This is a genomic window from Streptomyces sp. NRRL S-350, from assembly GCF_000719705.1.
Lineage (GTDB): Bacteria > Actinomycetota > Actinomycetes > Streptomycetales > Streptomycetaceae > Kitasatospora.
In genome coordinates this window covers 193,975-217,178 of sequence record NZ_JOHO01000011.1, presented here as the reverse complement: position 1 = coordinate 217,178, position 23,204 = coordinate 193,975, and the positions used below count along the sequence as shown (strand labels likewise).

The window sequence follows — 23,204 nt, the reverse complement described above, 5'->3', positions numbered from 1 at the left end:
ACGATGGAGGCCCGCAATGCCCGACGCCGGGCTACGCAAGTACGTGACCGCCGCCCCCGGGGAGCCGCTGCCCTACGGCCTCCTCGGTGGCTGCACCGAGATCATCGACTCCGCCGACCCGCACGAGATGCTGGGCACCGACTGGCGGCCCCTCAGCTGCGCCGACGCGCACGACACCACCTGGTGCCCGCCCGAAGGGGAGCCCGAGCCCGGCGACGTCGTCTACGACAAGCCGGGGACCTGCTCGGCCGCGCCGGTGACGATCGTGTCCGGCACTGAGTGCACGACGATCGGCTACCCGTACGAGGAAGCCGTCGCGCACGTGAAGGAGTCGCTTCGGATGGGCGCCCAGCGCGCCCTGGAGGAGTGGTTCCTGCGCGACGTGCTGTGCCCGATGGCCGAGGACCAGACCCCGGCGGCCGGGGCGGTGACGGTCGCTCAGGGCATCGGGATCCTGGAGACCTGGCTCGGCACCGAGTACGGCGGCGCCGGCGTGCTGCACATCCCGGTCGGCGCCGGCGCGCTGCTGTCCGAGCGCTCCGTCATCATCGGCGTCGACACCGGCGGGCCCCGCACCCTCGCCGGGTCCTGCGTCGTCCTCGGCGCCGGCTACAGCGTCAACGTCGGCCCGCCCGACTGCACCACCGCGGACCCGGGCGAGGCGTGGCTGTACGCCACCAGCCCGGTCCGGGTCCGCCGGGACGAAGTCGAGGTCGTACCGCTCAAGGACGCGGAGAGCGTCAACCTGCGCACCAACGACCGCCGGGTCCAGGCCCAGCAGACCTTCGTCGTCGAGATCGCCTGCTGCCGCGCCGCGGCGGTCCGCGTCACCCTGTGCTGAGGAGCCACCTGTGAGCAGCAACCTGTCCATCCAGCCCGCCGCCGAGCTCCGGCAGCCGTTCGCGGCCTGGGCGGTCGCCCAGCGGCCGAAGCTCCGCACCGTCGGCCCGTCGTCGTTCGGCGTACCCGCCGCACTGTTCGCCGACGTGCCCGAGGAGCTGCTGCTCGGCGCCCTGGTCGACGGGCAGCCGTACGTGCCGCGGCAGGACGCGGCGGCCCCGGCCGAGACGGAGCCGGGCAGCGCGCCGCCCGAGACGGCGCCGGGCGCCGAGCAGGAGTCCGGACCCGGCGAGGCGCTGCCCGAGCTTCCCCCGGAGGCGCACGAGCCCGACGCGGTCCCGCTCGACGGGCCGGACTTCGCGCCGCTGGAGGACGTCCCGGTCGAGGAGCAGCCCGCCACCGAGGACCAGGACGACGCTGCCGAGTTCGTCTGCGCGGACTGCCAGAAGTCGTTCAGCGGCGACCGCGGCCTGGCGATGCACCGCACCCGCGTGCACGGAGGCTGACGTGCCGACGACCCCGCCCAACTCCTCCAGGAGGATGCCGTGACGACTCCGCCGTTCCAGCCGCAGCCGTGCGAGGGAGGGGGTACGGGGGCGGCCGGTGTCGACGTCGAGCAGACGATCCTCTGCGACACCCTGCCGGACGGGACCATTGCCGGTACCGCGATGGCGGTGTGGGAGTACGACGCTGCCGGCGCCCCGATGGGCCCGCCAACCTTCGTGGACCCGGCGACGGGCATCGCGTACGTGGCGCAGGGCACCCTCATGCCGTGCCCTGGCGAGACCGGCTGCCTGGAGCCCGTGGCGTTCCACCGCACGACTACGGCGACGGGGCCCGTCGACCACCCCGGCCGGCAGTACGACATCACGCTGCCGATCAACCCGGGGTTCGCGGTCCAGAGCTTGCAGGTCGACCAGGTCACGAACGCCGCGAACATCGTCTGGGACGTGGCCGACCCGGACGGAGAGCAGTTCCGGCAAGACCTGACCGCCTTCATCGAGGGGCGCGTCCCGGCATCGGCCACGGTCACCATCACGAACCCGAACGCCGGACAGACCATCTGCGGTACCGCCGCGCCGATGCAGATCCACATCGAGTGCCTGCGCCTGGACCAGTCCCCGCCGGACCTGATCGAACTGGTCTACAACGGCGGCCAGGACATGATCATCAACCCGGCGTACAACGAGACGCCGCCGCTCAACCCGCCTGTTTCGCAGGGCAATTACGGCTTCCACCTCCTGGCCCGGCAGGACGACCCCGGGCCGTTCCCCGGCTTCCCGCCGTCCGGCCGGGCGAACTGCACCAACGTCGCGAACTCCGGGTGGGAGACCAACGACGTCGGGCGCACCTTCGAGATCTGGGGCCGGGACGTCGCGGATGGCCAGAGCACGACCCCGACGCCTCGCGGTACCCCGGTCCAGGAGATCACTTCGGACGGGCCGCCGCCCGGTGGCCGCTCGACCATCTGGCAGACCTTCACCGCTCCGGCCTCGGCGAACTTCATCATCCGCGTCGTCCACGGTGCCCGCGACAACGGCGAGCAGCACCGGATCACCCTGGACAACGGCGACACGGACGACGCCCAGAACGGCGACCTGATCGATGACGTCAGCAACCCGCCGTCCGTCACCAACAGCGGTGGCCCGAACCCCTGGACCCAGTTCAGCCAGACGATCCCGCTGACCGGCGGCAGCACCTACACCCTGGCGCTGTCGACGAACAACCCGGTCGGCGGTGCCCGCGGCGGCCTGTTCACCGACATGCGCGCCTACATCGACCGCCCGGACCAGCGCGCCACCGCGACCACGGACGACGACACCTGCGTCGTCACCGTGGACGAGACCACCACCGTCTGCGAAGACGAGCTGTGGTCCCCGATCTGCGAGACCGGGACGATCCACTCGTGGCAGAACGCCGAGACCGGCGCCATCCTGACGAACTCGGCGTTCTGGGGCCAGGCCCCGGCGCCGACCCCCGGCCCGTGCCCGGCCGCCGCGGCCGGCGGCGACGGCGGCTCCGTAGCCGCGAACCTCGTGCACACCTACCCGGTGTGCGCGACGATCGGCGGCGTCCGGACCAACCTCCAGCGCGTCGTCATCACCGACGCCTCCGGCGGGGTGCTGGCGGACTCCTTCGTCGGTCCCGATGGCGGCCCCGTGGCCGCGCCGTCCAGCTACACCATCGGCTCCTGCACGGACACCGCGTTCATGGGCGACCAGGTCCTCTGCGACGACAGCGGGCCCTTCCTGCGCAAGTACGTCCAGGCCGTCAGCGACGTTGGCCAGCCCCAGGTCAAGGCGCACAGCGACTTCACCCTCGACGGAGCGGCGTACACCCCGGTCGGCACGGTCGGTACCTGCGCGGGCGCGGACGTCCTCGGGCCCATCTGTTTCAGCGATCCCGCTACCAGCCTCCAGCGCCAGGGGTTCCTGACCCGGGACGCGGACGGCACCGCCCATGTCTACACCCTGTCCGGCGTCGAGGTCGTCCCGTTCCCGGTCATCCTGATCTGCGCGGAGAGCGCCTTCTTCGAGGAGGTCCTGTGCGACCAGGGCGCGGGCGGGCACCAGTTCCTCCGCCGGTACGTCGGCAGCCCGATCGCCGGCACCAACGACGCCCTGTGGGACTTCGAGCTCGACGGCGTCACGGTCTACGCCCCGGTCGGCCCCGTCCAGCTCTGCCAGCCGGACGCCGCCGACCGCGAGGCGATCTGCTACACCCTGACGTCTACCGGTACGGCCCTGCACGCGGGTTGGGCGCGGCACCAGGACTCGATCCCGGCCACCCCGCAGACCCCGAACGGGATCGGCTTCTTCGACGCGCTCGGCAACGCCCTCGACCCGACCGCGGACGGCTTCACGGTCGTGCCGTGCGCCAGTGGCGGCACCGACGCCGAGGTTGTGCAGCTGTGCGACTTCACGGGCGACCCGCCCGTCATCGCGGCGACGGCGGTCGGCCAGGCACCCAACCCGCCCGGGAACGCCCCGATCCCGGCCGTGGCCGACGTCAACGCCTGGGTGACCGGCGCCTCCCCGTCGCTCACGGTCCCGACGTGGGGGACGAACCCGCCGACCTCGCGGTTCTTCAACGTCCAGTACGCCCTGGTGCCCCCGGGAACCGCGCCGTGCGGGCCGCCGACCACGGTGCACATCCGGCACACGTTCAGCGTCCGGAACACGGGCCAGGGCTCGCCTTCGAGCGGCACGGTGGGCATCAGCCTCCGCAACGGCGCGGCGACCGTCGACTCCCAGACCATCGGCCCGTTCCCGTCCGGTACCACCGTCGCGGTCACGCTGGAGGCCGATGTCCCGTACGCCGACCTCGCCGCCGGGGCTATCACCGTCCACCACTCCTACCTGGTGTGGCAGCCGACCACGCACCCCGAGTACCTGCTGACGAGCTACAGCATGGTCGTCACGGACGCCGCCCCGAACCCGGCGTGCATCAGCGACGAGTCGACGCCGTTCCTGCGGCACTTCGTCTACGGGGTGGACGGGAGCATCGCCGGGCACTACGACACGACGTTTGACGGGTCGCTGTACACCGTGACCGGGACGGTCGGCGTGTGCCAGCCCGCCAGCCCCGGGGACCGGGTCGACGCCGAGTCGCAGATCCTCTGCGACTCCAACGGCACCCGCTTCCTGCGCACCTACGCCTACGACGCGGCCGGCGTCGTCAGCAGCTTCACGGACCGGACCCTCGCGGGCGCAGCGTTCGCCCCGGTCGGCGCGGTCGGCACCTGCGGGACGGGCACGGGCGTCGACAGCGAGTCGTTCATCCTCTGCGACAGCGCGGCCACCCCGAACCGGTTCATCCGGACCTACACCTACGGGACGACCGGCGCGGTCACCGGCTTCACCGACACCACCCTGGCCGGCGCGGCGTTCGTGCCCACGGGCGCGGTCGGGGTCTGCGCCCAGACGGTGCAGGCGGACACGGACTTCGTGGAGGAGGTGCTGTGCGACCAGAACGGCACCGCGTTCATCCGGCTGTTCCGCTTCAACTCGCTTACGGGCGCCCTGGTCTCCACCACGAACACCACCCTGGCCGGTGCAGCGTTCGCCCCGGTCGGCACGGTCGGCATCTGCTCCGACTGCTGCCCGCAGGTCCTCGCCGATGACCTGTGCACCAACACAGGCAGCGGCCGGGCGACGGCCATCCGGAACACCAACGGCACCGTGACGCTGGTCGACTCGGTGACCGGGGCGGCGGTCGCCAACGCGAACATCGTGGCGTGCGTCAACGACGACACGGTCCGCACCCTCACGGCCCAGGCGCGCACCCTCACCAACGGCACGCCGTGGACCCCGGGCGGTGACGTCGCGGGCACGCTCACGAGCCTCACCGTGACGGGCGTCTCCGGCCTGTGGGACCTGGTGGACGCGAACGGGACGGCGGTCACCGGGCTCCCGGCCGGCCTGACGCTCACCTGGAGCGCCCAGGACGACAACACGCTCACGGGCCCGACCAGCATTACCCCGCAGGCCGGGGCGACCGTGATCGCGAACTGGACCCAGCGCTAGGAGCCGGCGCCGGGCGGGACGACCCACGAGGGCCGTCCCGCCCGGTCTAAGAGAGGTGAGCCCATGGCGGTCCCCTGCAACTGCTGCCCCGTGGGGTTGGCCTCTGCGTGCGCGCTGGTCGGCGTCCAGTTCACCGGGGTCGCCGAGACGGCGTCACAGGCCGGATGGACCCAGACGAACCTGGCCCTGACGGCTGACGGCGACACGACCTCGACCGTCAACTCGGGGTACACCACGACGGTCGGGAACACGCCGAGCACGACGCTGCGGGTGGAGTACACCCTCAGCACCCCGCACAACCGGGTGCGGGGCCTCAGGCTGTGGAACCAGGGCGGCAGCCTGCTGACCGACTCCGACGGGCTGAACCGCTTCACCGCCGAGTTCTACGCCGGGGCGACGCTGCTGACCACGGCGACGTTCCAGGGGGTGAACGGCGCGGGTCCCACCACGCACACGCTCCCTCTCGGGCTGGAGCTGACCGGGGTGGACCGGGTGGTCCTGCGCACCCTGGACAAGCAGATCGGCGGGGCGATCGCCCCGCTGTGGCGGGAACTCCAACTCCTCACCTTCGAGCCGGTGTTCGCATGTCGGCGGGGGACCACGCTGGAGTGGTACGACCAGTACGGCAACCTCGTGGCGAACGCGGACGTGGTGTCCTGCGACCAGCCCACGCCGTTCATCACGCCCACGCTCACCATGAACTCCAGCGCCTTCGGGGACGACCCGTCCGGCACGGCGGAGAACATGTGCAACGTCGTGCCCACCCCGTCCTCCGCCACCGGGTGGACGCTCACCGGGGCCTGCTACGACCCGACCACCGGCACGCCGTCCTTCACCTGGAACGGCGTGAGCGCGGTGGAGATGAGCTTCGGCGACAACGGGAACGGTCAGCCCTCCGGCGCCGCCTTCATCTCCTTCACGGCCTCCGGGTCCCCCGCGATCACCTGGCCCACCAACCTGACCGGCATGGACATCGGCGAACAGCGCCTCTCGAACGTCTTCGGGGGCGGACACCGCGCCCGCCTGACGTACGTGTCCGGGCCGCCGCAGTCCGCCTCGTCGGGGACGGTCCGGATGAACGGGGGGAGCACGATCGCCCTGCACTTCAACAACGTGTCGGTGCAGCCCCCGATCCGGTTCCGTCTCGAACTCCTCAACGCCTAAGGGAGAGCGATGTCCACCTCCGGTAGCTTCACCCCGCCGACACAGGCGGCGTGCCCGGGCCCGATGACGGCCGCGGCGCTGCGCGCCCTGCGGGACGCGGGCGGCCTCGACCCCCAGTGCCACTACGTGCTCACGGACTTCACCCAGGGGGCGACCCTGGCCGGCCCGAACCTCGTGGAGCTCCACGCCGTCAACGCCTCCACCCTCGCCCTGGAGGCGAAGGTGTTCACCCCGTACGACAACAACGGGTGGGCGGGCCTGTACGACATCGACCGCGGCGCGGTCGGCCAGCTCATCGAGCTGCGGGACAACCTCAACAACGTCGTCCGGGACTCGACCGGCACGTCCCCGATCCTCGGCACCTTCCCCTGGGGCACCGCGCTGTGGTCGGAGAACGAGTTCGACTCGGTGACGCTGACCGCCCCGGCGACCGCGCGCGTGGTCACCGGCAACCGGGTCGCGAACAGCACGCTGGACATGACCGGCTGGGCCAGCGGCAACATGACCGCGAGCAAGATCGAGAACAGCAGCGTCGTCACCACGGGCAACGTGATGTCGATCACGAACTCGCACCTGCACGGGACGACCGTGACCGGCGCGGCCACCGGCTCCATCCTCATCCAGGCGTCGTCCCGGCTGTTCTCCTCGTCGGTCATCAATGACCCGGGCAGCTTGAAGACGGTCAGCATCGGCACGTCGGACCTACGGGGCGTGACCCTGCGCGGCCAGGCCGGGACCGTCGCGGCCAGCTTCTCGGTCTCCACGTCCAGGCTGCGCGGCGCAGCGGCCGGGGGCAGCATCACCAGCCTCGGTGACACCACGGTCGCCATCACGCGCTCAGACATCGCCTTCGGCATCCTATGGACCGTCGACGGGGTGAACGGCTCCAGCGTCAACGTCACCGACGCGACGATCGACAACATCATCGTCACGCGCGGCCCGGCCGCGGGCCGCATGGACATCACGGCCGGCTACTACACCGGGACCACGATCGACCACCAGGGCAGCGGCACCATCCAGCTCTCCGGGTCCTGGACGAAGAGCGGCACGCTGCGCCTCGCCGCCGGGTCCTCCGGAAGCCTGAGTCTCCAGAACGGCACCCTGGAGAACGGCACGATGGTCGTGACGTCCGTGCGCTCCCTGTCCATGGGCGTCGGTTCCTACGTCGGCGGCCTAGCCACGGTCACCGAGTCCGGCACCACCGCGGCGGCCATCGCCTCAATCGGGGACCGGCTCGACCAGTCCCGGATTGAGGGCGGCGCCCAGGTGACGTTCTCCACGACGACCGGCACGAACGCCAACCAGATCAGCCGATCCGTGGTGCGCGGTAGCTCCGTGGCCGGTGAGGGCGTCATCACGATCACCGGGACGACGGACGGCGCGGTCATCGACGGCTGCGACATCCTCGGCGGCATCGTCACGATCAACAACGCCTCCAGCGGCCTATCCGGGCAGACCGCGTTCACGGACAACCACGTCGACGGCGGTTCCACGATCACCTACACCGGGGGCGACGCGACCGCGAAGCAGGTCCGGAACAACCGGATCGAGGGCCTGTCGACCCTCACCCTGACCGGCCTCACCGGCTCCGCTGGCGGCGGCGTGGGCGACGTCTACGGGATGAGCGTGCGCGGGCAGTCGACGCTGACCGTCGCGGGCGCCCGGGTCGCCGGTCAGCCGGTCCGGGACTGCACGGTTGAGCAGGGCTCGACGCTGAACCTCCCGGCGGGCGGAGCGGCGCAGCGGTGCCGGGTCGCGGGCGGGGCGACGGTCAACGGCGGCGCGTTCGTCCACACCGACACGGAGGTGAGCCTCGTTGCGGTGAAGACGCTGACGGCAGCGAACGCCGGGCGGCTCGCCAACAAGTCCTTCGACGACACCCTCTGAGGGGCCATCATGAGCCTGCACGACACCGACGCGCTGATCGTCGAAGCGTCTACGGCCACGGAGTCCCTGCCGGACCCGACGACCGTCTCCGGCCGGACGCACGACCTCACGAACACCTCCGCCGCCTCCGCGGTGTGGTCCTCGACGGGGGCGACGCCGTTCCTGGTCGACGGCGTACCGACCGCGACGCTGACCGTCCTGGCCGGCCGGGCGCGGAGGGTGCAGTCGGACGGCACCCGGTGGGTCGTCGCCCCGACCGCGGCCCGCCGCGTCTACGCCGGGACGGCCGTCTCGGACGGCTCCGGGAACGCCACCTTCACGTTCACCCCCGCGTTCCCCGCTGCGCCGGTCACGAGCGTCGGCCTGGCGACCACCAACAACAACGTCACCGAGGCGCGCGTCACGGCCCTGTCCGGTGCCTCCTGCACGGTGAACGTCCGTCAGAGTCCCGGCGTGGTGATCCTCGGGATCAGCGTCCTCCAGGTCCCGCAGCCCCTCTCGGGGGCGACGGTCCACCTCCTGGCGATCGAGGCCGGCCAGGGCGTGTGAGCGGCCGGGCGGCCCGGCCTACTCCTCCGGGCCGCCGGGCGGGCCGTCGCTAGACTGGGCGCAGCGCTGCTGGTGCTAGGCCGGGCCTCCTTTCTGCGCACGCCGTAGAGGCGTGAGGGGAGCGCCCCATGGCGACCTGCTGCCGCACTACGTGCTCTTGCGTCCTCCAGGCCGGTAGCCGCGTCACGATCACCGGGAACGGGTCGGCGGGTTCGCCGTACGTGATCAGCGCGGACCAGACGATCGTCCAGGTCACGGACACCGACACGGTGGACATGACGATCAGCGGGAACGGGTCGGCCGGCTCGCCGTACGTCATCAGCAGCGCGGTGAAGCTGGACTCGACCCCGCCCGGCGGCGGGACGAACCTGATCAAGTCGAACGCCGAGGGCCTGTACCTGGAGTGTGCGCAGGTCAGGACGTGCATCTCCGAGGGCCCGGGGATCGACTACAACCCCGCAACCGGTGTGATCTCCGCTCAGATCAGCGGCCTGCCCGGCAACGTGACGACGATCGGCGGAGACGGTGGGATCTACACCGCGTCCTCCGGGCAGCTCTCCGTGGTCGACACCTCCACGGTCGACCACACCCTGACCGGCACCGGTACCGCGGCGAACCCGTACGTGCTGAGCAGCACGGTGAAGCTCAACCCGACCCCGCCCGGCGGCGGGACGAACCTGATCCAGACCTCGGCGACCGGCCTCTACCTGGAGTGCGCGCAGGTCAGGACGTGCCTGAGCGAGGGCCCGGGCATCGACTACGACCCGGTCACCGGCGTCATCAAGGCGCAGATCAGCACCCAGCCCGGGAACACGACGAGCATCGGCCCGGACGGCGGGATCCTCACCCCCGTGTCCGGCCAGGTGACGGTGCAGGACACGAGCACGGTCGACATGACCCTCACCGGCACCGGCACGGCGGCGTCGCCGTACGTGGTGAGCAGCGTCGTGAAGCTGGAGCCGGCCCCGCCGGGCGGCGGCACCAACCTCATCAAGACCGGTGCGAACGGGCTCTACCTGGAGTGCGCGCAGGTCAGGACGTGCATCAGCGAGGGCCCGGGCATCGACTACGACCCGGCCACCGGCGTCATCAAGGCCCAGATCAGCACCCAGGCCGGGAACGTCACCAGCATCGGCCCGGACGGCGGGATCTACACCTCGTCTTCCGGGCAGCTCACGGTGCAGGACACCAGCACGGTCGACCACACCCTCACCGGCACCGGCACGGCGGCGTCGCCGTACGTGCTGAGCAGCGTGGTGAAGCTCGACCCCACCCCTCCCGGCGGCGGCACCAACCTCATCAAGGCGGGGGCGAACGGCCTCTACCTGGAGTGCGCGCAGGTCAGGACGTGCATCAGCGAAGGCCCCGGCATCGACTACGACCCGGCCACCGGCGTCATCAAGGCGCAGCTGTCGGCGGACGGCGGGAACTCGCTGACCTTCGGCACGGACGGCGGCCTGTGGGCCCCGGTCGGTGGCGGCGGCGGCGGGACGATCGTGCAGATCCTCGACACCTCCTCGGTGGACATGGCGATCACCGGCACCGGGGCGGCCGGCGACCCGTACGTGATCAAGTCGGACGTCAGGCTCGACCCGACCCCGCCGGGCGGCGGCACGAACCTGATCAAGCTCAACAGTGACGGGCTCTACCTGGAGTGCGCGCAGGTCAGGACGTGCATCAGCGAGGGCCCGGGCATCGACTACGACCCGGCGACGGGCGTCATCAAGGCCCAGATCAGCACCGACGCGGGGAACACGACCGTGATCGGCACCGACGGCGGCCTGTACACCCCGGCCAGCGGCGGCGGTGGGAGCACCGTCGTCACGGCCGGGGACACCCCGACGGTCGACAACACGGTGACGGGCGCCGGCACCGCGGCGTCGCCGTACGTGGTGAGCAGCGTGGTGAAGCTCGACCCGGCCCCGCCGGGCGGCGGCACCAACCTCATCAAGGCGGGGGCGAACGGGCTCTACCTGGAGTGCGCGCAGGTCAGGACGTGCATCAGCGAGGGCCCCGGCATCGACTACGACCCGGCCACCGGCGTCATCAAGGCCCAGATCAGCACCGACGCGGGGAACCAGACGAAGATCGGCACGGACGGCGGTCTCTTCTCCCCGGCTGCGGCGGCGCTGGTGACCGGTTGCGGCCTTGACGGTGTCGGCACGGCGGCGGACCCGCTCGTCGTCGTCCCGGAGGCCGGCCAGGAGGCGTGGTCGGCTACCTGGACCTGCGACGCGCCGACGCACTCGACCCTCAAGTGCGACCCGACCACGGGCAAGCTGTGGACCCCGCCGGAGCACTACTCCGCCGAGGACCACATCTACGTGGACCACTTCACCGGCGGGTTCCTCACCCCGATCGGCCCGTCCGGCGGCTGGAGGCTGGTCGACGCGGGCGCGAACCAGCAGTTCAACCTCCCGGCGAACTTCGTCGGGAACGACTGCCGGACGTACGGCTACGTCGTCGGCAACACCGGGAACTTCGACATCGAGTACACCACCGGCAGCGTCTTCGACGTCGGGCTCGTCGTCGTCCAGGACGGCAACGTGTCCGTCCGGCCGCTGTGGGGCGAGCTGAGCAGCGCACCGAACGGCCGGCGCATCCGCCGCAACGGCAACGTCTACGTCACGAACTGGAACATCCCGGCGGGTACGCCGTCCTCGATCGCGATCTACCCGGCCGTCAACGTGACGTCCGGTCAGATCACGCGGATCAACCAGTGGACCTCGGACGCCTTCATCATCTACACCACGAACACCCCGTAAGGAGGCCCCGATGGCGGCCAAGTTCTACGTCTCCGAGAGCGGCACATCCCTGATGCGCACCGGCGGCGTCCTGCCGGTGCCGGACGGCTGGAGGGAGATCAGCGAGGAGGAGTACCGGGAGCAGCAGGCGGCGGCCGGGCTGGAGCCGCCGGTGGTGAACCTGGCCGGCGTCCTCGCGGGCCTTCCCGCGAAGGAGTAGCCGAAGGGCTGCTGAGAGGGCGTCGGGGGCCGCCCTGACGCCCTCTCAGCACGTCCACCGCCCTGCGGCCGTTCCTGCCCCCTCCGGGCCCGCTGCGCCCCCTATGCTGGGTGGTAGCGCTGCTGGTTCTGGGCCGGGCCTACCAACACTCACCGTTGGAGGGCCCCATGGGTTGCCCCTTGACCGCGGAAGCGAGCACCATCCGCCTCACGAAGGTTGACGGCTGCGGCCGTCCTGTCTGCGCCAACGACTCCGGGTACGTGTTCGACTGCTTCTCGACGCTCGCGATGAACGTCAACACCACGGACGGCACGGACATCGAGTACAAGGCGGCGAACGGCCGCCAGTGCGGCTTCAAGCGCGGATGCCCCACGTTCAACGGCTACGACCTCGAGTTGCACTTCTTCTCGCTGGCGCCGGAGTTCATCGACATCGCCACCGGGAACCCGGTGTACTTCGGCTACGACGGCAAGCCGATCGGGTACGACGACTGCTCGGTCCAGTGCAACTCCGGTTTCGCGCTGGAGATTTGGACCGAGGTCATCAGCGACGAGTGCGCGGTGGGCGCGACCGGGCAGTGGATGTACTTCCTGCTGCCGTGGGTGACCAACGGCCTGCTCGGGGACATCGAGCTCGGCAGCGAGGCGGTCGACCTCACCCTGACCGGTGCGACCCGGGCGGGCGGGAAGTGGGGCGTCGGCCCCTACAACGTGCAGGCCAAGGACGCGGCGAACACCGCGGGCACGATGCTGACGCCGCTCGGCTCGACCTGCCACCGGCGTACCTTCCTGACGACGATCGCCCCGCCGGCCGCGGTCTGTGACTACGTGGCCGTCACCGGCGGCGTCTGCCTTACCCCGGTGCCGTAGTGGCCCGGGCCAAGACAGCGGCGGCTCCGCGCCGTCCGGACCTCGTCGTCCCGGTCCGGGTCGGGGCCGCCCCCGAGCTGCTGCGGTACGCCGCGCGCTCGTGGGCGGCCCACCTCCCGCACGACAGCCTCTTCGTGGCCGGCCGGTGGCCGGGGTGGCTGGCCAACGCCGTCTTCCTCGACGCGGACCCCGACGCCGGCACCGCGGGGGTGCTGCGGGCCGCCGTCGAGGACTCGGCAATCTCGGACCCGTTCCTCTTCGCCGGGCCGGGCACGGTCACCCTGACGCCCCTGGGCGGGGACGTGCCGGTGATGCACGGCGGCCCGGCCCGCGACGTCGAGGACCAGGCCGAGACCGTCGCGCGCCTCGCCGAGCTCGGCCACCCGGACCCGGTTGTGTACGAGAACGGGCTGCTCCTGGTCGACAAGGCGGGCGCCCTGGCCGCCCTCGACGCGGCGCAGGGCCTGGCCCGCCCGTACGTGCGCACCCTGTACGGCAACCTGGCCGGCCTCGGAGGGGAGCCGGCCGGGAAGGCCGTCGTCGAGTACCGCGGGCCCAGGTTCCCGCTGGACGCGCCGGTCCTGTCGGTCGGCACGGACGCCTTCCGGCACGGGTACGTGGGGGCGTTCCTCCGGGAGGCGTTCCCGACGCCCAGCCCGTACGAACTGGAGGTCTGACGGGTGCTCCAGCCTGACGTGTGCTCACCGTGGCCGGTGAAGCTGTGCTGCGACACCGAGGGTGTCGAGCAGGCCGACATCGACCGGTGGACGGCAGTCGCCTCGCAGATCCTGTTCCGGCTGTCCGGCCGCCGGTGGGGGCCGTCGTGCCCGTACACGGTCCGGCCGTGCCGCCGTTCCTGCCTGGACGACTACCCGCTGACCGTCGGCTGGAGCCGGGGCATCGTGGGCACCCCGTGGATCCCGTACATCGGCACGGACGGGGCGTGGCGGAACGCCTCGGTCTGCGGGTGCTCCACGGACTGCTCGTGCGGCGAGCTGTGCGAGCTCTACCTGCCCGGGCCGGTGTACGACATCGTCTCGGTGCAGGACGGCACGGTGGCGCTGGAGCCGGAGGCGTACCGCGTCGACAACGGCAGCCTGCTGGTGCGCACCGACGGGGCGTGCTGGGACGGCTGCTACGACCTCGCCGCCCCGTGCGGCACCGAGGGGACGCTGTGCGTCACCTACCGGGTGGGGCTGCCGCTGGACGAGTCTGCGATCGCCGCCGTCAGCGAGCTGACCTGCCACCTGCTCAAGGGCTGCGGCGGGAAGGGCTCGTGCGGCTGCCGCGCGAACCAGAACGTCACGCGGATGGTCCGGCAGGGCGTCGAGATCGAGAAGGCCGACCCGACGCTGATCTACAGCGAGGGCCGGACCGGCCTGGCCGTCGTGGACATGTGGCTCGCGGCGGTGAACCCGTACCGGCTCACGTCCCCGAGCCGCGTCTACTCGCCGGACTTCAAGCGGCCCCGGCTGACGACCTGACCGGGGTGTTCCCGGCCCGACCGAAGGAGTCCCCTGGTGGCTCTGCCCGTGCTCGCGATCCACGAGCTGACGGAAGCCGTCCTCGGCTGCGTCTGCGCGGCCCTGGAGGCCACCTCCGCCGAGGTGGAAGGACAGCCTGGCTGCCCCGACTGCCGGACGTGCGTCGTGCCGGGCCAGGTGGCGTGGGACGGCTGCGAGGACCCGTGCACGGGCGACACCGGCGGGCAGCTGTCGGTCAGCGTGGTGCGGCTGTACCGGTCGACGCTGGAGGACTTCCCGACCGAGACCTCGATCGTGCTGGGCGTGCGCGGCTGCGTCCCGCCGCAGATCACCGCCGTCGAGCTGGCCGTCACCCTGCTGCGCTGCGCCCCGTCGGTCACGGAGGAGGGCTGTCCGCCGTCGTGCGATGAGCTGGCGGCGGCGGCGAAGGTCCTCCACGTCGACGAGGCCACGGTCTACAACGCGATGCTGTGCTGCCTGCCGGACACGCTGGGCCTGCCGCGTGCGCGCAGGTTCTCCGTGGGTACGCAGAAGACGGTGGGCCCGCAGGGTGGCTGCGTCGGCCTGGAGCAGCGGGTGACGGTGGCGCTGGTCGACTGCGCGTGCCCGGCGGAGACGGAGGGGCCGTGAGCGTTGAGGTGACGATCGATCAGGGCCGGATCGCCCGGTTCCTGCGGCTGCGCGGCGGCCTGGCGGAGAAGCGCCTGCGGGCGCGCACCGAGCGGGTCGCGGCCATCGCCCGCCGCGAGGCGCCGGGGACGATGCCGGCCTACATCGAGACGCGGGTAGACGAAACGCCCCGCGGCCTGCAAGGCGTCGTGTCGTGCGACCACCCGGCGACGCTGTTCGTCCTGAACGGGACCAGGCCGCACGTCATCCGGCCCCGGCGGGCGAAGGCGTTGCGGTTCGAGGTGTCCGGCCACGTCGTCTTCGCGGCCCGGGTCAACCACCCGGGCACCCGGGCGAACAACTTCCTGGGGCGGGCACTGCGCGAGGGCGCCTGAGCTGCTGGGCCACCCCTCAATCGGTGGGGTAGTTCCACTCCTCTTCGGTGGTGTAGAGCTCGGCGAACGGATGGCCGGCTTCCTTGCGCAGCCTGTGCCGCTCGCCGGCCCACCACGCCTCATCCCGGGTGATGAACGCGCCGCGAGAGTGCCCGCCGCACTCGCAGCGCCAGTAGTGCCAGGTCCGAATGCGGGGCGTGGGCGCCGGCCTGCGGGCTGCCGTGCGCCGCTGCGCCGCCACCCCGGCGGCCACCAACCCGAGGACCGCGCCCGCCAGTTTTCCGATCACGCCTGGACGGTAGTGGCGGCCGGGGCGACGGGGCAACAGCTGAGGCCAGGAGCGAAGCCCGGGGGTCGGGCGTCCGACCGCTACCCTTTCCGGTGCACGTCTGCTGGTTGTGGGCCGAGGCGATGCACGCGGGAGATGAGGAGCCACCCGTGGCCACGCGCACCTTTGCCCTGAACACCGTCCCCCATGTCGCCGAGATCGGGCCGCACAAGCTCAGCTTCGAGCCCGAGGTCTACGGCGACGAGTTCCTGGACGCCTACGAGAAGCTGCGGAACTCGCAGGCCGAGCTCGGCGTCGACCTGAACGACCTGGGCAACGTCGAGCCGGCGAAGCTCCGCCAGGTCGTCGGCTCGCTGCGGGTGTTCCTGGCGAGCCTGATGCTGCCGGAGTCCGCCGCGGTGTTCGCCCGGTGGGACGTCGTCGCCGGCGGGGTCGCCGTCGGCTCGTACAGCGAGCCGGGCCTGGCGGCGAAGGCGGCGGCCGAGCAGGAAGGCGCGACGGTGAAGGACGAGTCGCTGCGCCTGCCGGACCGCGTCCTGGTCGAGCTGCTGGAGTGGGCGGTCGAGCTGTACGGAGGCGGGGCGCGCCCTACTGGGTTGTCCAGCGGCTCTGCGCAAGCATCGCCGAGTCGTGGGACTCGTGGGAGGGCGGCCTTGCCCTCCAGGGGGTAGACGTCCACGCCTGGCCGCTGCGGGTCATGTTGTCGGCGGCCGAGGTGTCGATGGACCAGGGCGCCGAGGACGACGCGCAGCGCAAGCGCAACCGGGCGAAGCTCTGGCAGCCGCCGCACGGCTTCCGCCCGCCACCCGGTCAGCGCGTGCGCGTCCCAGGCTCGGGCATGACCGCGAACCGCGCCCAGCAGCTAATGCAGGAGATGGCGGCGGAGGACGCACGGGTCGCCGGGATGCGCACCCGCTAATCTGGGATCGCCGCTGGTGCTAGGCCGGGCAACCGATCGCTCACGCGAGGTTGCCAGTGGCCACCGAAGAGGACTTCGGAGTCGGCGTCGTCCGGATCGTCCTGGACGACTCCGAGGCCGTCGCCGACGCCCGAAGCCTCGGGCAGCGGATCCAGCGAGCCCTCGACCGCAGCACCCGCGGCATCGGTGCCGCGATCCGCAGCAACATCGAGCGCGGCCTGCGGGCCGCGATCTCGGTCCCGATCGTCCCCGACGTCGAGAGCTTCGCGGCGGCGATCGAGCGCAGCACCAGGACGCTGGCGGCCGTCTCCATCCCGGTGGTGCCGGACGTCGACCGGTTCGACACGGCGCTGCGGCGGGCGCTGGTCACCGGCGACGAGATTCGGGTCCGAGCGGTCCCGGACGTCGACCGGTTCGACGCCGAGCTACTGCGGGCGGTCTCCAACGGAGACCAGTTCGAGGTCCACACCGTCCCGGACCTGGACGGCTTCGAGACGGCCCTCCAGCGGGGCCTGCGCTCCCTCCGGGACGCCGTTGTCTCGGTCATCCCGGACGTCGACGGGTTCGACGCCGAGCTCCGGGCAGGGATCGGCCGCCTGGCCGACGCGCAGGTCAACGTCGCGCCGGACTTGTCGGGCTTCGACGCCTCGCTGCGCGCCGGGCTCAGCGGCTTGCCGGACGCCACGGTCAACGTCGCGCCGGACCTGTCGGGCTTCGACGCCGCGTTGCGCGCCGGGCTCAGCGGCTTGCCGGACGCGCAGGTCAACGTCGCGCCGGACCTGTCGGGCTTCGACGCCTCGCTGCGCGCCGGACTGACCGGCCTCCCGGACGCCACGGTCAACGTCGTCCCGGACCTGGCCCGGTTCGACGCCGCGCTGCTCAGCGGCCTGCGGTCGATCGACAGCATCGACATCCGGGTCGCGCCGGACCTGACCGGCTTCGACACGCGGGTGCGGGCCGCGCTCGCCGGCGACGACATCTCGATCCGCGTCGTTCCGGACCTGAGCCGGTTCGATGCGGCGCTGCTCGGCGGCCTGCGGGGGCTGGACAGCATCAACCTGCCGGTGGCGCCGGACATGTCCGGCTTCATGGACCGCGTCCGCGCGGCCGTCGCCGACGAAGAGGTGTCGATCCGGGTCGTCCCGGACATGTCCGGCTTCGACCGGCGGGTACGGGAGCACAACGCCCCGGACGTCCAGGTGAACACGGACGTCGACCGCGACCGGTTCTCCCGGGCGCTGGCGGGGCTGAGTGGCATCGCCTCCCGGGCGGGCACCGCGCTGGCCGGGCTGCTGCGGTTCGGCGCGGTCGGCATCGCGGCCGCCGGCGCCGCGCAGGGCGTTGCGAGCCTGGTGGCTGCGCTGGCCCCGGCGGCCGGGATCATCGCCGCGGCCCCGGCGGCGATCATCGGGTTCCAGGCCGCCCTGGGGACGCTCAAGCTCGCGGTGCTCGGCGTCTCCGACGCGCTGTCGGCGGCGCTCACCGGCGACACCAAGGCGTTCGAGGAGGCCATCAAGGGCCTTGCCCCGGCGGCGCAGCAGGCGGTCACCGCGGTCCGCTCGCTGGCGCCGGAGCTGAAGGCAGTTCAGCAGGCCGTCCAGCAGTCGTTCTTCGCCCAGTTCGCCGGCGAGATCGGCGGGGCGATCAAGAACCTGCTGCCGTTGCAGTCCGGCCTCCAGGGCATCGCAACGGAGTTCGGCAAGGCCGCCCAGGAGGGCTTGAAGTTCGCGGCGTCGCAGCAGGCGCTGTCCTCGTTGCAGGGGATCCTCCAGGGCACGCGGGACGCCGTCGGCGGGCTGCAGGGGGCGATCCAGCCGGTCGTCAGCGGCCTGCTCAACGTCGCCTCGGTGGTGGCCCAGGCGTTCGGGTCGGAGCTCGGCTCGGGCATCAACGGCCTGGCCACCAGGTTCGGGGACTTCCTGAACCGGATCGCGTCGGGCGGGCAGGCCGTGGCGTGGGTCGACGGCGCGCTGAACGTCTTCGGCCAGCTCGGCGGGATCCTCCAGAACGTCGGCGGCATCCTGTCGAGCGTCTTCGCGGCGGCGAACTCGTCGGGCGGCGGGCTGCTCGGCAACATCCAGAAGATCACCGCGAGCTTCGCGGAGTTCGCGAAGTCGGCGTCCGGCCAGCAGGCGCTCAGCAACGTCTTCGGGACGATCGCCCAGATCGCGGCGCAGCTCGGGCCGATCATCTCGGCGCTGGTGGCGCAGCTCGGCGGCATCGCCCCGGCACTCGGGCCGATCTTCACGTCGCTGGGCCCGGCGCTGGTCTCGCTGGTCAACTCGCTGGGCCCGGCGCTGGCCGCCATCGCTCCGGCCCTGGCGACGATCGGCGGCGCCCTCGCTACCGGGCTGGCCGCGATCGGCCCGAGCCTCGGCCCGGTCGGCGTGGCGATCGCGGCGATCCTGACCGCGCTGGCGCCGCTGCTGCCGCTGCTCGGCCAGGTCGTCGCGGCCGTGGCCACGGCGCTGGCCCCGGCGCTCCAGCTCCTGGTCGGCCTGTTCGCCCCGATCATCTCGGCGCTGTCCGGCGCCCTGCTGCCGATCCTGCCGCTGGTGGCGCAGGCGTTCGCGCAGCTGGTCACCGCGCTCCAGCCGCTGGCGACCGGGATCGGCCAGGCCGTGGCGCAGGTGATCGCCGCTCTGGCGCCGGTGCTCACGTCGGTGGCGCAGCTGCTGGTGCGGGTCGTCGCCGCGGTGACTCCGCTGATCACCGCGCTGGTCGGCGCGCTGCTGCCGGTCCTCCCGCCGATCATCGAGGCGTTCAACGCCCTGGTGCAGGCGCTGCTGCCGGTGCTGCCGCCGATCGCCTCGCTGGTCGAGGCGCTGGCGCCGCTGCTGGTGATGGTCGTTCAGCTCCTGGCGCCGGTCCTCCAGGTCGCGGCGGCGTTCGTCGGCTGGGTGGCCATCAAGGCGGCGGTGCCGTACATCCAGCTGGTCGTCAGCGAGTTGACGTTCCTGGTCAACGGGATCACCTCGGTCGTCCAGTTCATCACGGCGCTGCCCGGCCAGGTCGCTTCGGCGTTCTCCTCGCTGTCCAGCTCGGCGGGCTCCGCGCTGGACTCCACGGTCGCGTTCTTCCAGGCGCTGCCGGGCCGGATCGTGGCCGGCCTGGCGACGCTCGGTGGGCTGCTCGGCGAGTTCTTCACCGGCGTCGGCGCGACGATCTCGACGGCGGTCTCGACGGCGATCGACGCGGTGGTGGCGTTCTTCGTGGCGCTGCCGGGGCGGATCGTCGCCGGCCTGGCGGCGCTGCCCGGGCTGCTGGTCGACGCCTTCGTCAACGCGATGGCGGCGCTGGGCATCGCGCTGCTGACGGCCCTCGCGGCGGTGATCTTCCTCTTCTACAACCTGCCGATCAAGATCGCCGACGCGCTGGCGTCGCTGGCGATCACGCTGGTGACGCTGTTCGTCGACGCCTTCAACGCGACGGTCACGGCGATCGGCAACTTCATCACCGCGACGATCGCGTTCTTCACCGCGCTGCCGGGTCAGATCGTGGCGGCGGCGACCAGCCTCGGGGTGTTCCTGCTCTCGGTGTTCACCAGCGCGTTCAACTCCGCGACGGCGGCGACGACGTCGTTCATCAACTCGACGATCGCGTTCTTCGTGGCGCTGCCCGGCCGGATCGTCTCGGCGGTGGCCTCGCTGGCCGGGCTGCTGTCGGGCCTGTTCACGTCGGCGGGGAACTCGGCGATCAACGCGATCAGCTCGTTCATCAACAGCGCGGTGTCGTTCTTCTCGGGCCTGCCGGGCCGGATCGGCTCGGCGCTGTCGTCGATCGGATCGCAGATCGCCTCGGCGTTCTCCTCGGCGGTGAGCTCGGCGACGAGCGCGGTGAACGGGCTGATCAGCTCGATCGTGTCGCTGTTCTCCACGCTGCCCGGGAAGATCATCAACGCCTTGGGCGACATCGGCTCGCGGATCGTCTCGAAGATCAAGTCCGGCCTTCCGGCTGCGGTCCGGGCGGTGCTGCCCTTCGCGAACGGCGGCATCGTCACGAGCCCAGTCGTCGGCTTGGTCGGCGAGGCCGGGCCGGAGGTCATCATCCCGCTGTCCCGGCCGCAGCGGGCGGTCGAGCTGGCGGCGCAGTCCGGCCTGCTGAGCCTCCTGGCCAGGCAGGGCGCGATCGGGCCACCGCGGCGGGCGGGCGGGTCGTCGGGCGGGCCGGCACCGGTCTCCAACGTCACGCACAACTGGCACATCAACAGCAGGGTCGACGACTCGGCGGTCCTGGCTCAGCACCTGTACGGGCGCGTGGCCCGAGCAGCGGGGGTGTGACGTGATCTTCGACTATGCCGACTTCGCCTGCACCGAGATCATCAACTCGGTCCGGGCGACGACGTACGCGCAGCTCTACTGCCTACCGATCGAGTGCGACGCCTGCCCCGAGCTGCCGTGCGCGCTCGACCACGGCGACCTGACGAAGGACCCGTACACGCCGTACGTCGACCCGGCGACGGACGAGGCGCCCTGGTACGACGAGGCGGTGCCGGAGTCGGCGAACGTCCTGGGCTTCATGGGCCTGGACGTCACGGGCTTCCAGAAGTCCACGATCTCGCGGACGCCGATCCCGCTGGTCGGGGACGGCTCGGCACTGGGCATCGCGCGGCGTGCGCACCGGATCATCACGTACACGGTGCTGATGATCGTCCGGGACGAGTGCGCGCTGGAGTACGGGCTGTCCTGGCTGGCGGCCTCGCTGTCCGGCTGCTGCGACGACGGGTGCGTCGGCTCCACCCTCGGCGTCTTCGCCTGCTGCCCGACGTGCGAGGGCTGCGACTCCATGCGCTACCTGTACAACGTCGGGCTGCTGGAGGGCCCGGACGTCGAGTCCCTGGAGTACCTGACCGACGGCATCCTCGCCCGAGTCACCTTCTCGCTGATCGCCGGGACGCCGTGGATCTACCGGAACCCGCTGACCGTGAGCGAGACGTGGCACGACCTCACCGCGGGCACGACGGTGGTCACGGACCCGGACGCGGCCTACGACGACTGCGTGCAGCCGGCCGACTGCTTGGAAGACCCGGAGTGCCCGTCGCCGACGCTCCCCAACCGGGTGCCGATCCCGGTGGACCCCTGCTACCCGACCGGCACGGACACCTTCCTGCGGACGGTCATCTCGATCCCGGTGACCGACGTCCCGAACCGCCTGGACATGGTCCCGGTGCTGGAACTCGAGGTCGGGTCGACGGACCTGCGCCGCATCGTCGTCCGCTTCCGCGCGTCGCTCACCGGGACGGACTGCAATGACCCGCTCGCCGACCCGTGCGGGATCTGCACCGACCTCCAGACCCCGTACCTGCCGGCCGGGTCGGTCCTCACCGTCGACGGCCGGACGCAGCGGGCCGAGCTGGAGTGCTCCACCGCCGGGATCGGCTCCGCCACGGCGCACCCGCCGCTGTACGGGGCGCAGGGTGGCGCGTTCCAATGGCCGGTCTTCGGGTGCCCGGAGGGCATGTGCATCGAGATCCTGACCACCAAGGCGTCGACCGGGGCGGGCACGCGGGCGCGGGTGCTGATGGTGACCCGCACGGACGCGGGGTGATGCGGCGATGACCGGCGTGCTCGGGTGTCCTCAGCAGTACTCGGCGGTGATCCACTGGCGGGGCGGCTCCAGGCCGTTCACCTCGCCCGGGGTGTCCGGGCTGACCGGGCTGGCGTGGAACCGGACGATCAACGACACCAGCGAGGCGTTCATCACGATCGCCAAGGGCCGGGCGCCGGACTGCTGCGGGCAGCTCGGCGACATCGAGCCGTACATCCACGAGCTGAGCATCTACCGGGACGGCGACCTGGTGTGGCAGGGCCCGGTGACGCGCACCGTGGAGTCGCGGGACACCTTCCGGGTGGAGGCGAAGGACGTCACCGAGTGGCTGAACCGGACCATGAACACGGAGGTGCTGCGGTACGTCAACGTCGGCGACCCGGCGAAGCCGGCCGCGCCGGTGCAGCAGATCGCGGAGTCGATCATCTCGCTGAACGTCAACAACGTGGTGTTCAGCTTCCCTCCGGACTGGTGCAACATCATGCCGTTCATCGTCCGCAACGACTCCGCGACCATCACGCGGTTCGAGAAGGACGGCTCCGATGACGCCTCGATCTGGATCGTGCCCGTCCTCAAGATCATGAATGAGGAGCTGGTCCCCCGCGGCCTGGAGTACACCACCGTGGGACGGCGGATCATCCTGGGGCGGCCGCAGCTCGCCGGTGACCGGGCGCAGGCGACGCTGACGCTCGATCACATCGCGGGCGACGTCGAGATCATCAAGGACGGCGCCTCCGGCAGCGCGATCATGTGGGCGACCAACCAGACCCGGGACGACCTCACCGACGCCGCCTGGGGCGTGTCCGGGTTCCTGAACACCCCGTACGGGCGGCTCGACTCCCTGGTGTTGTCGCAGGCGGAGAACATGTCCGGCTACGACCTGCTCCAGCTTGCCCAGGCGTCGCAGGTCGGCCGGTACCCGGTGCCGATCGGGCTCAGCGTGCCGAACGGCTCCCGGCTCACCTCGGACGCCCCGGTGACGATCGATCAGCTGGTGGCCGGCTCCCGCTTCAACGTCATCACGACCGGCATGTGCAGCAACGTCACGGTGGCCTACCGGCTGACCGACGTCGACGTGGAGTGGGGCGACTCCGGCGAGCAGGTCGCCGTCAGCTTCGTGCCGCTCGGCAACGACCCCGCACCCCCGACCCCGTAGGAGGAC

Annotated in this window: 19 protein-coding genes; 18 read left to right on the top strand and 1 reads right to left on the bottom strand. The window is 71.7% G+C overall.

Annotated elements, in window-relative coordinates; genetic code table 11:
• The first annotated feature begins 16 nt into the window (after positions 1 to 16).
• From IF30_RS0113460 to IF30_RS41385, 13 genes are all read left to right on the top strand, one after another.
• A complete protein-coding gene (locus IF30_RS0113460) occupies positions 17 to 841 on the top strand; it encodes a hypothetical protein (RefSeq protein ID WP_030236782.1) in 825 nt (274 codons plus the stop codon).
• Positions 842 to 851: 10 nt separating this feature from the next.
• The gene (locus IF30_RS0113455) at positions 852 to 1,346 is read left to right on the top strand and encodes a hypothetical protein (protein ID WP_051710141.1); all 495 of its coding nucleotides are present in this window, start codon (positions 852 to 854) and stop codon (positions 1,344 to 1,346) included.
• Positions 1,347 to 1,385: 39 nt separating this feature from the next.
• Positions 1,386 to 5,366, top strand: a complete 3,981-nt coding sequence (locus IF30_RS0113450; RefSeq protein WP_030236778.1) for a hypothetical protein — start codon at positions 1,386 to 1,388, stop codon at positions 5,364 to 5,366.
• Positions 5,367 to 5,429: 63 nt separating this feature from the next.
• Positions 5,430 to 6,530 (top strand): hypothetical protein, encoded by a 1,101-nt coding sequence (locus tag IF30_RS0113445; protein WP_030236777.1) that lies wholly within the window; start codon positions 5,430 to 5,432, stop codon positions 6,528 to 6,530.
• 9 nt (positions 6,531 to 6,539) lie between these two features.
• Positions 6,540 to 8,417, top strand: a complete 1,878-nt coding sequence (locus IF30_RS0113440) for a hypothetical protein (RefSeq protein ID WP_030236774.1) — start codon at positions 6,540 to 6,542, stop codon at positions 8,415 to 8,417.
• 9 nt (positions 8,418 to 8,426) lie between these two features.
• Positions 8,427 to 8,966, top strand: a complete 540-nt coding sequence (locus IF30_RS0113435; protein WP_030236772.1) for a hypothetical protein — start codon at positions 8,427 to 8,429, stop codon at positions 8,964 to 8,966.
• A gap of 221 nt (positions 8,967 to 9,187) precedes the next feature.
• The gene (locus tag IF30_RS0113430) at positions 9,188 to 11,731 is read left to right on the top strand and encodes a hypothetical protein (RefSeq protein WP_030236770.1); all 2,544 of its coding nucleotides are present in this window, start codon (positions 9,188 to 9,190) and stop codon (positions 11,729 to 11,731) included.
• Between the two features lie 10 nt (positions 11,732 to 11,741).
• Positions 11,742 to 11,930, top strand: coding sequence for a hypothetical protein (locus IF30_RS47695; RefSeq protein WP_030236767.1), 189 nt, complete (start codon positions 11,742 to 11,744; stop codon positions 11,928 to 11,930).
• A 167-nt stretch (positions 11,931 to 12,097) separates the two neighbouring features.
• Positions 12,098 to 12,799: a hypothetical protein gene (locus IF30_RS0113420; RefSeq protein ID WP_030236764.1), complete on the top strand. Its 702-nt coding sequence runs from the start codon at positions 12,098 to 12,100 to the stop codon at positions 12,797 to 12,799.
• The gene (locus tag IF30_RS0113415) at positions 12,799 to 13,476 is read left to right on the top strand and encodes a hypothetical protein (protein ID WP_051710131.1); all 678 of its coding nucleotides are present in this window, start codon (positions 12,799 to 12,801) and stop codon (positions 13,474 to 13,476) included. Before IF30_RS0113420 ends, IF30_RS0113415 begins: the two co-directional genes overlap by 1 nt.
• Positions 13,477 to 13,479: 3 nt before the next feature.
• A complete protein-coding gene (locus tag IF30_RS0113410; protein ID WP_030236759.1) occupies positions 13,480 to 14,283 on the top strand; it encodes a hypothetical protein in 804 nt (267 codons plus the stop codon).
• 36 nt (positions 14,284 to 14,319) lie between these two features.
• Positions 14,320 to 14,913, top strand: a complete 594-nt coding sequence (locus IF30_RS0113405) for a hypothetical protein (protein WP_030236756.1) — start codon at positions 14,320 to 14,322, stop codon at positions 14,911 to 14,913.
• Positions 14,910 to 15,287, top strand: a complete 378-nt coding sequence (locus IF30_RS41385) for a hypothetical protein (RefSeq protein WP_037899876.1) — start codon at positions 14,910 to 14,912, stop codon at positions 15,285 to 15,287. The genes IF30_RS0113405 and IF30_RS41385 overlap by 4 nt, the downstream gene beginning before the upstream one ends.
• 16 nt (positions 15,288 to 15,303) lie before the next feature.
• Here the strand turns inward: IF30_RS41385 and IF30_RS0113395 are convergent, their stop codons facing one another.
• Entirely contained in the window at positions 15,304 to 15,576 is a 273-nt protein-coding gene (locus IF30_RS0113395) for a hypothetical protein (protein WP_030236754.1), read from the bottom strand.
• Between the two features lie 149 nt (positions 15,577 to 15,725).
• Here IF30_RS0113395 and IF30_RS0113390 point away from each other — a divergent pair, with 149 nt between their 5' ends.
• From IF30_RS0113390 to IF30_RS0113370, 5 genes are read left to right on the top strand one after another with little or no spacing between them, the layout of a single operon-like run.
• Positions 15,726 to 16,247: a hypothetical protein gene (locus IF30_RS0113390; RefSeq protein ID WP_030236752.1), complete on the top strand. Its 522-nt coding sequence runs from the start codon at positions 15,726 to 15,728 to the stop codon at positions 16,245 to 16,247.
• A gap of 26 nt (positions 16,248 to 16,273) precedes the next feature.
• Positions 16,274 to 16,495, top strand: a complete 222-nt coding sequence (locus tag IF30_RS0113385; RefSeq protein WP_030236750.1) for a hypothetical protein — start codon at positions 16,274 to 16,276, stop codon at positions 16,493 to 16,495.
• Positions 16,496 to 16,551: 56 nt separating this feature from the next.
• Positions 16,552 to 20,775 carry a hypothetical protein gene (locus tag IF30_RS47690; RefSeq protein WP_051710128.1) on the top strand — a complete coding sequence of 1,408 codons (4,224 nt, stop codon included), beginning with the start codon at positions 16,552 to 16,554 and terminating at the stop codon, positions 20,773 to 20,775.
• A gap of 1 nt (position 20,776) precedes the next feature.
• Positions 20,777 to 22,042 (top strand): hypothetical protein, encoded by a 1,266-nt coding sequence (locus IF30_RS0113375; RefSeq protein WP_030236744.1) that lies wholly within the window; start codon positions 20,777 to 20,779, stop codon positions 22,040 to 22,042.
• A gap of 7 nt (positions 22,043 to 22,049) precedes the next feature.
• Positions 22,050 to 23,198 carry a hypothetical protein gene (locus IF30_RS0113370; protein WP_030236741.1) on the top strand — a complete coding sequence of 383 codons (1,149 nt, stop codon included), beginning with the start codon at positions 22,050 to 22,052 and terminating at the stop codon, positions 23,196 to 23,198.
• The last annotated feature ends 6 nt before the right edge of the window (positions 23,199 to 23,204 follow it).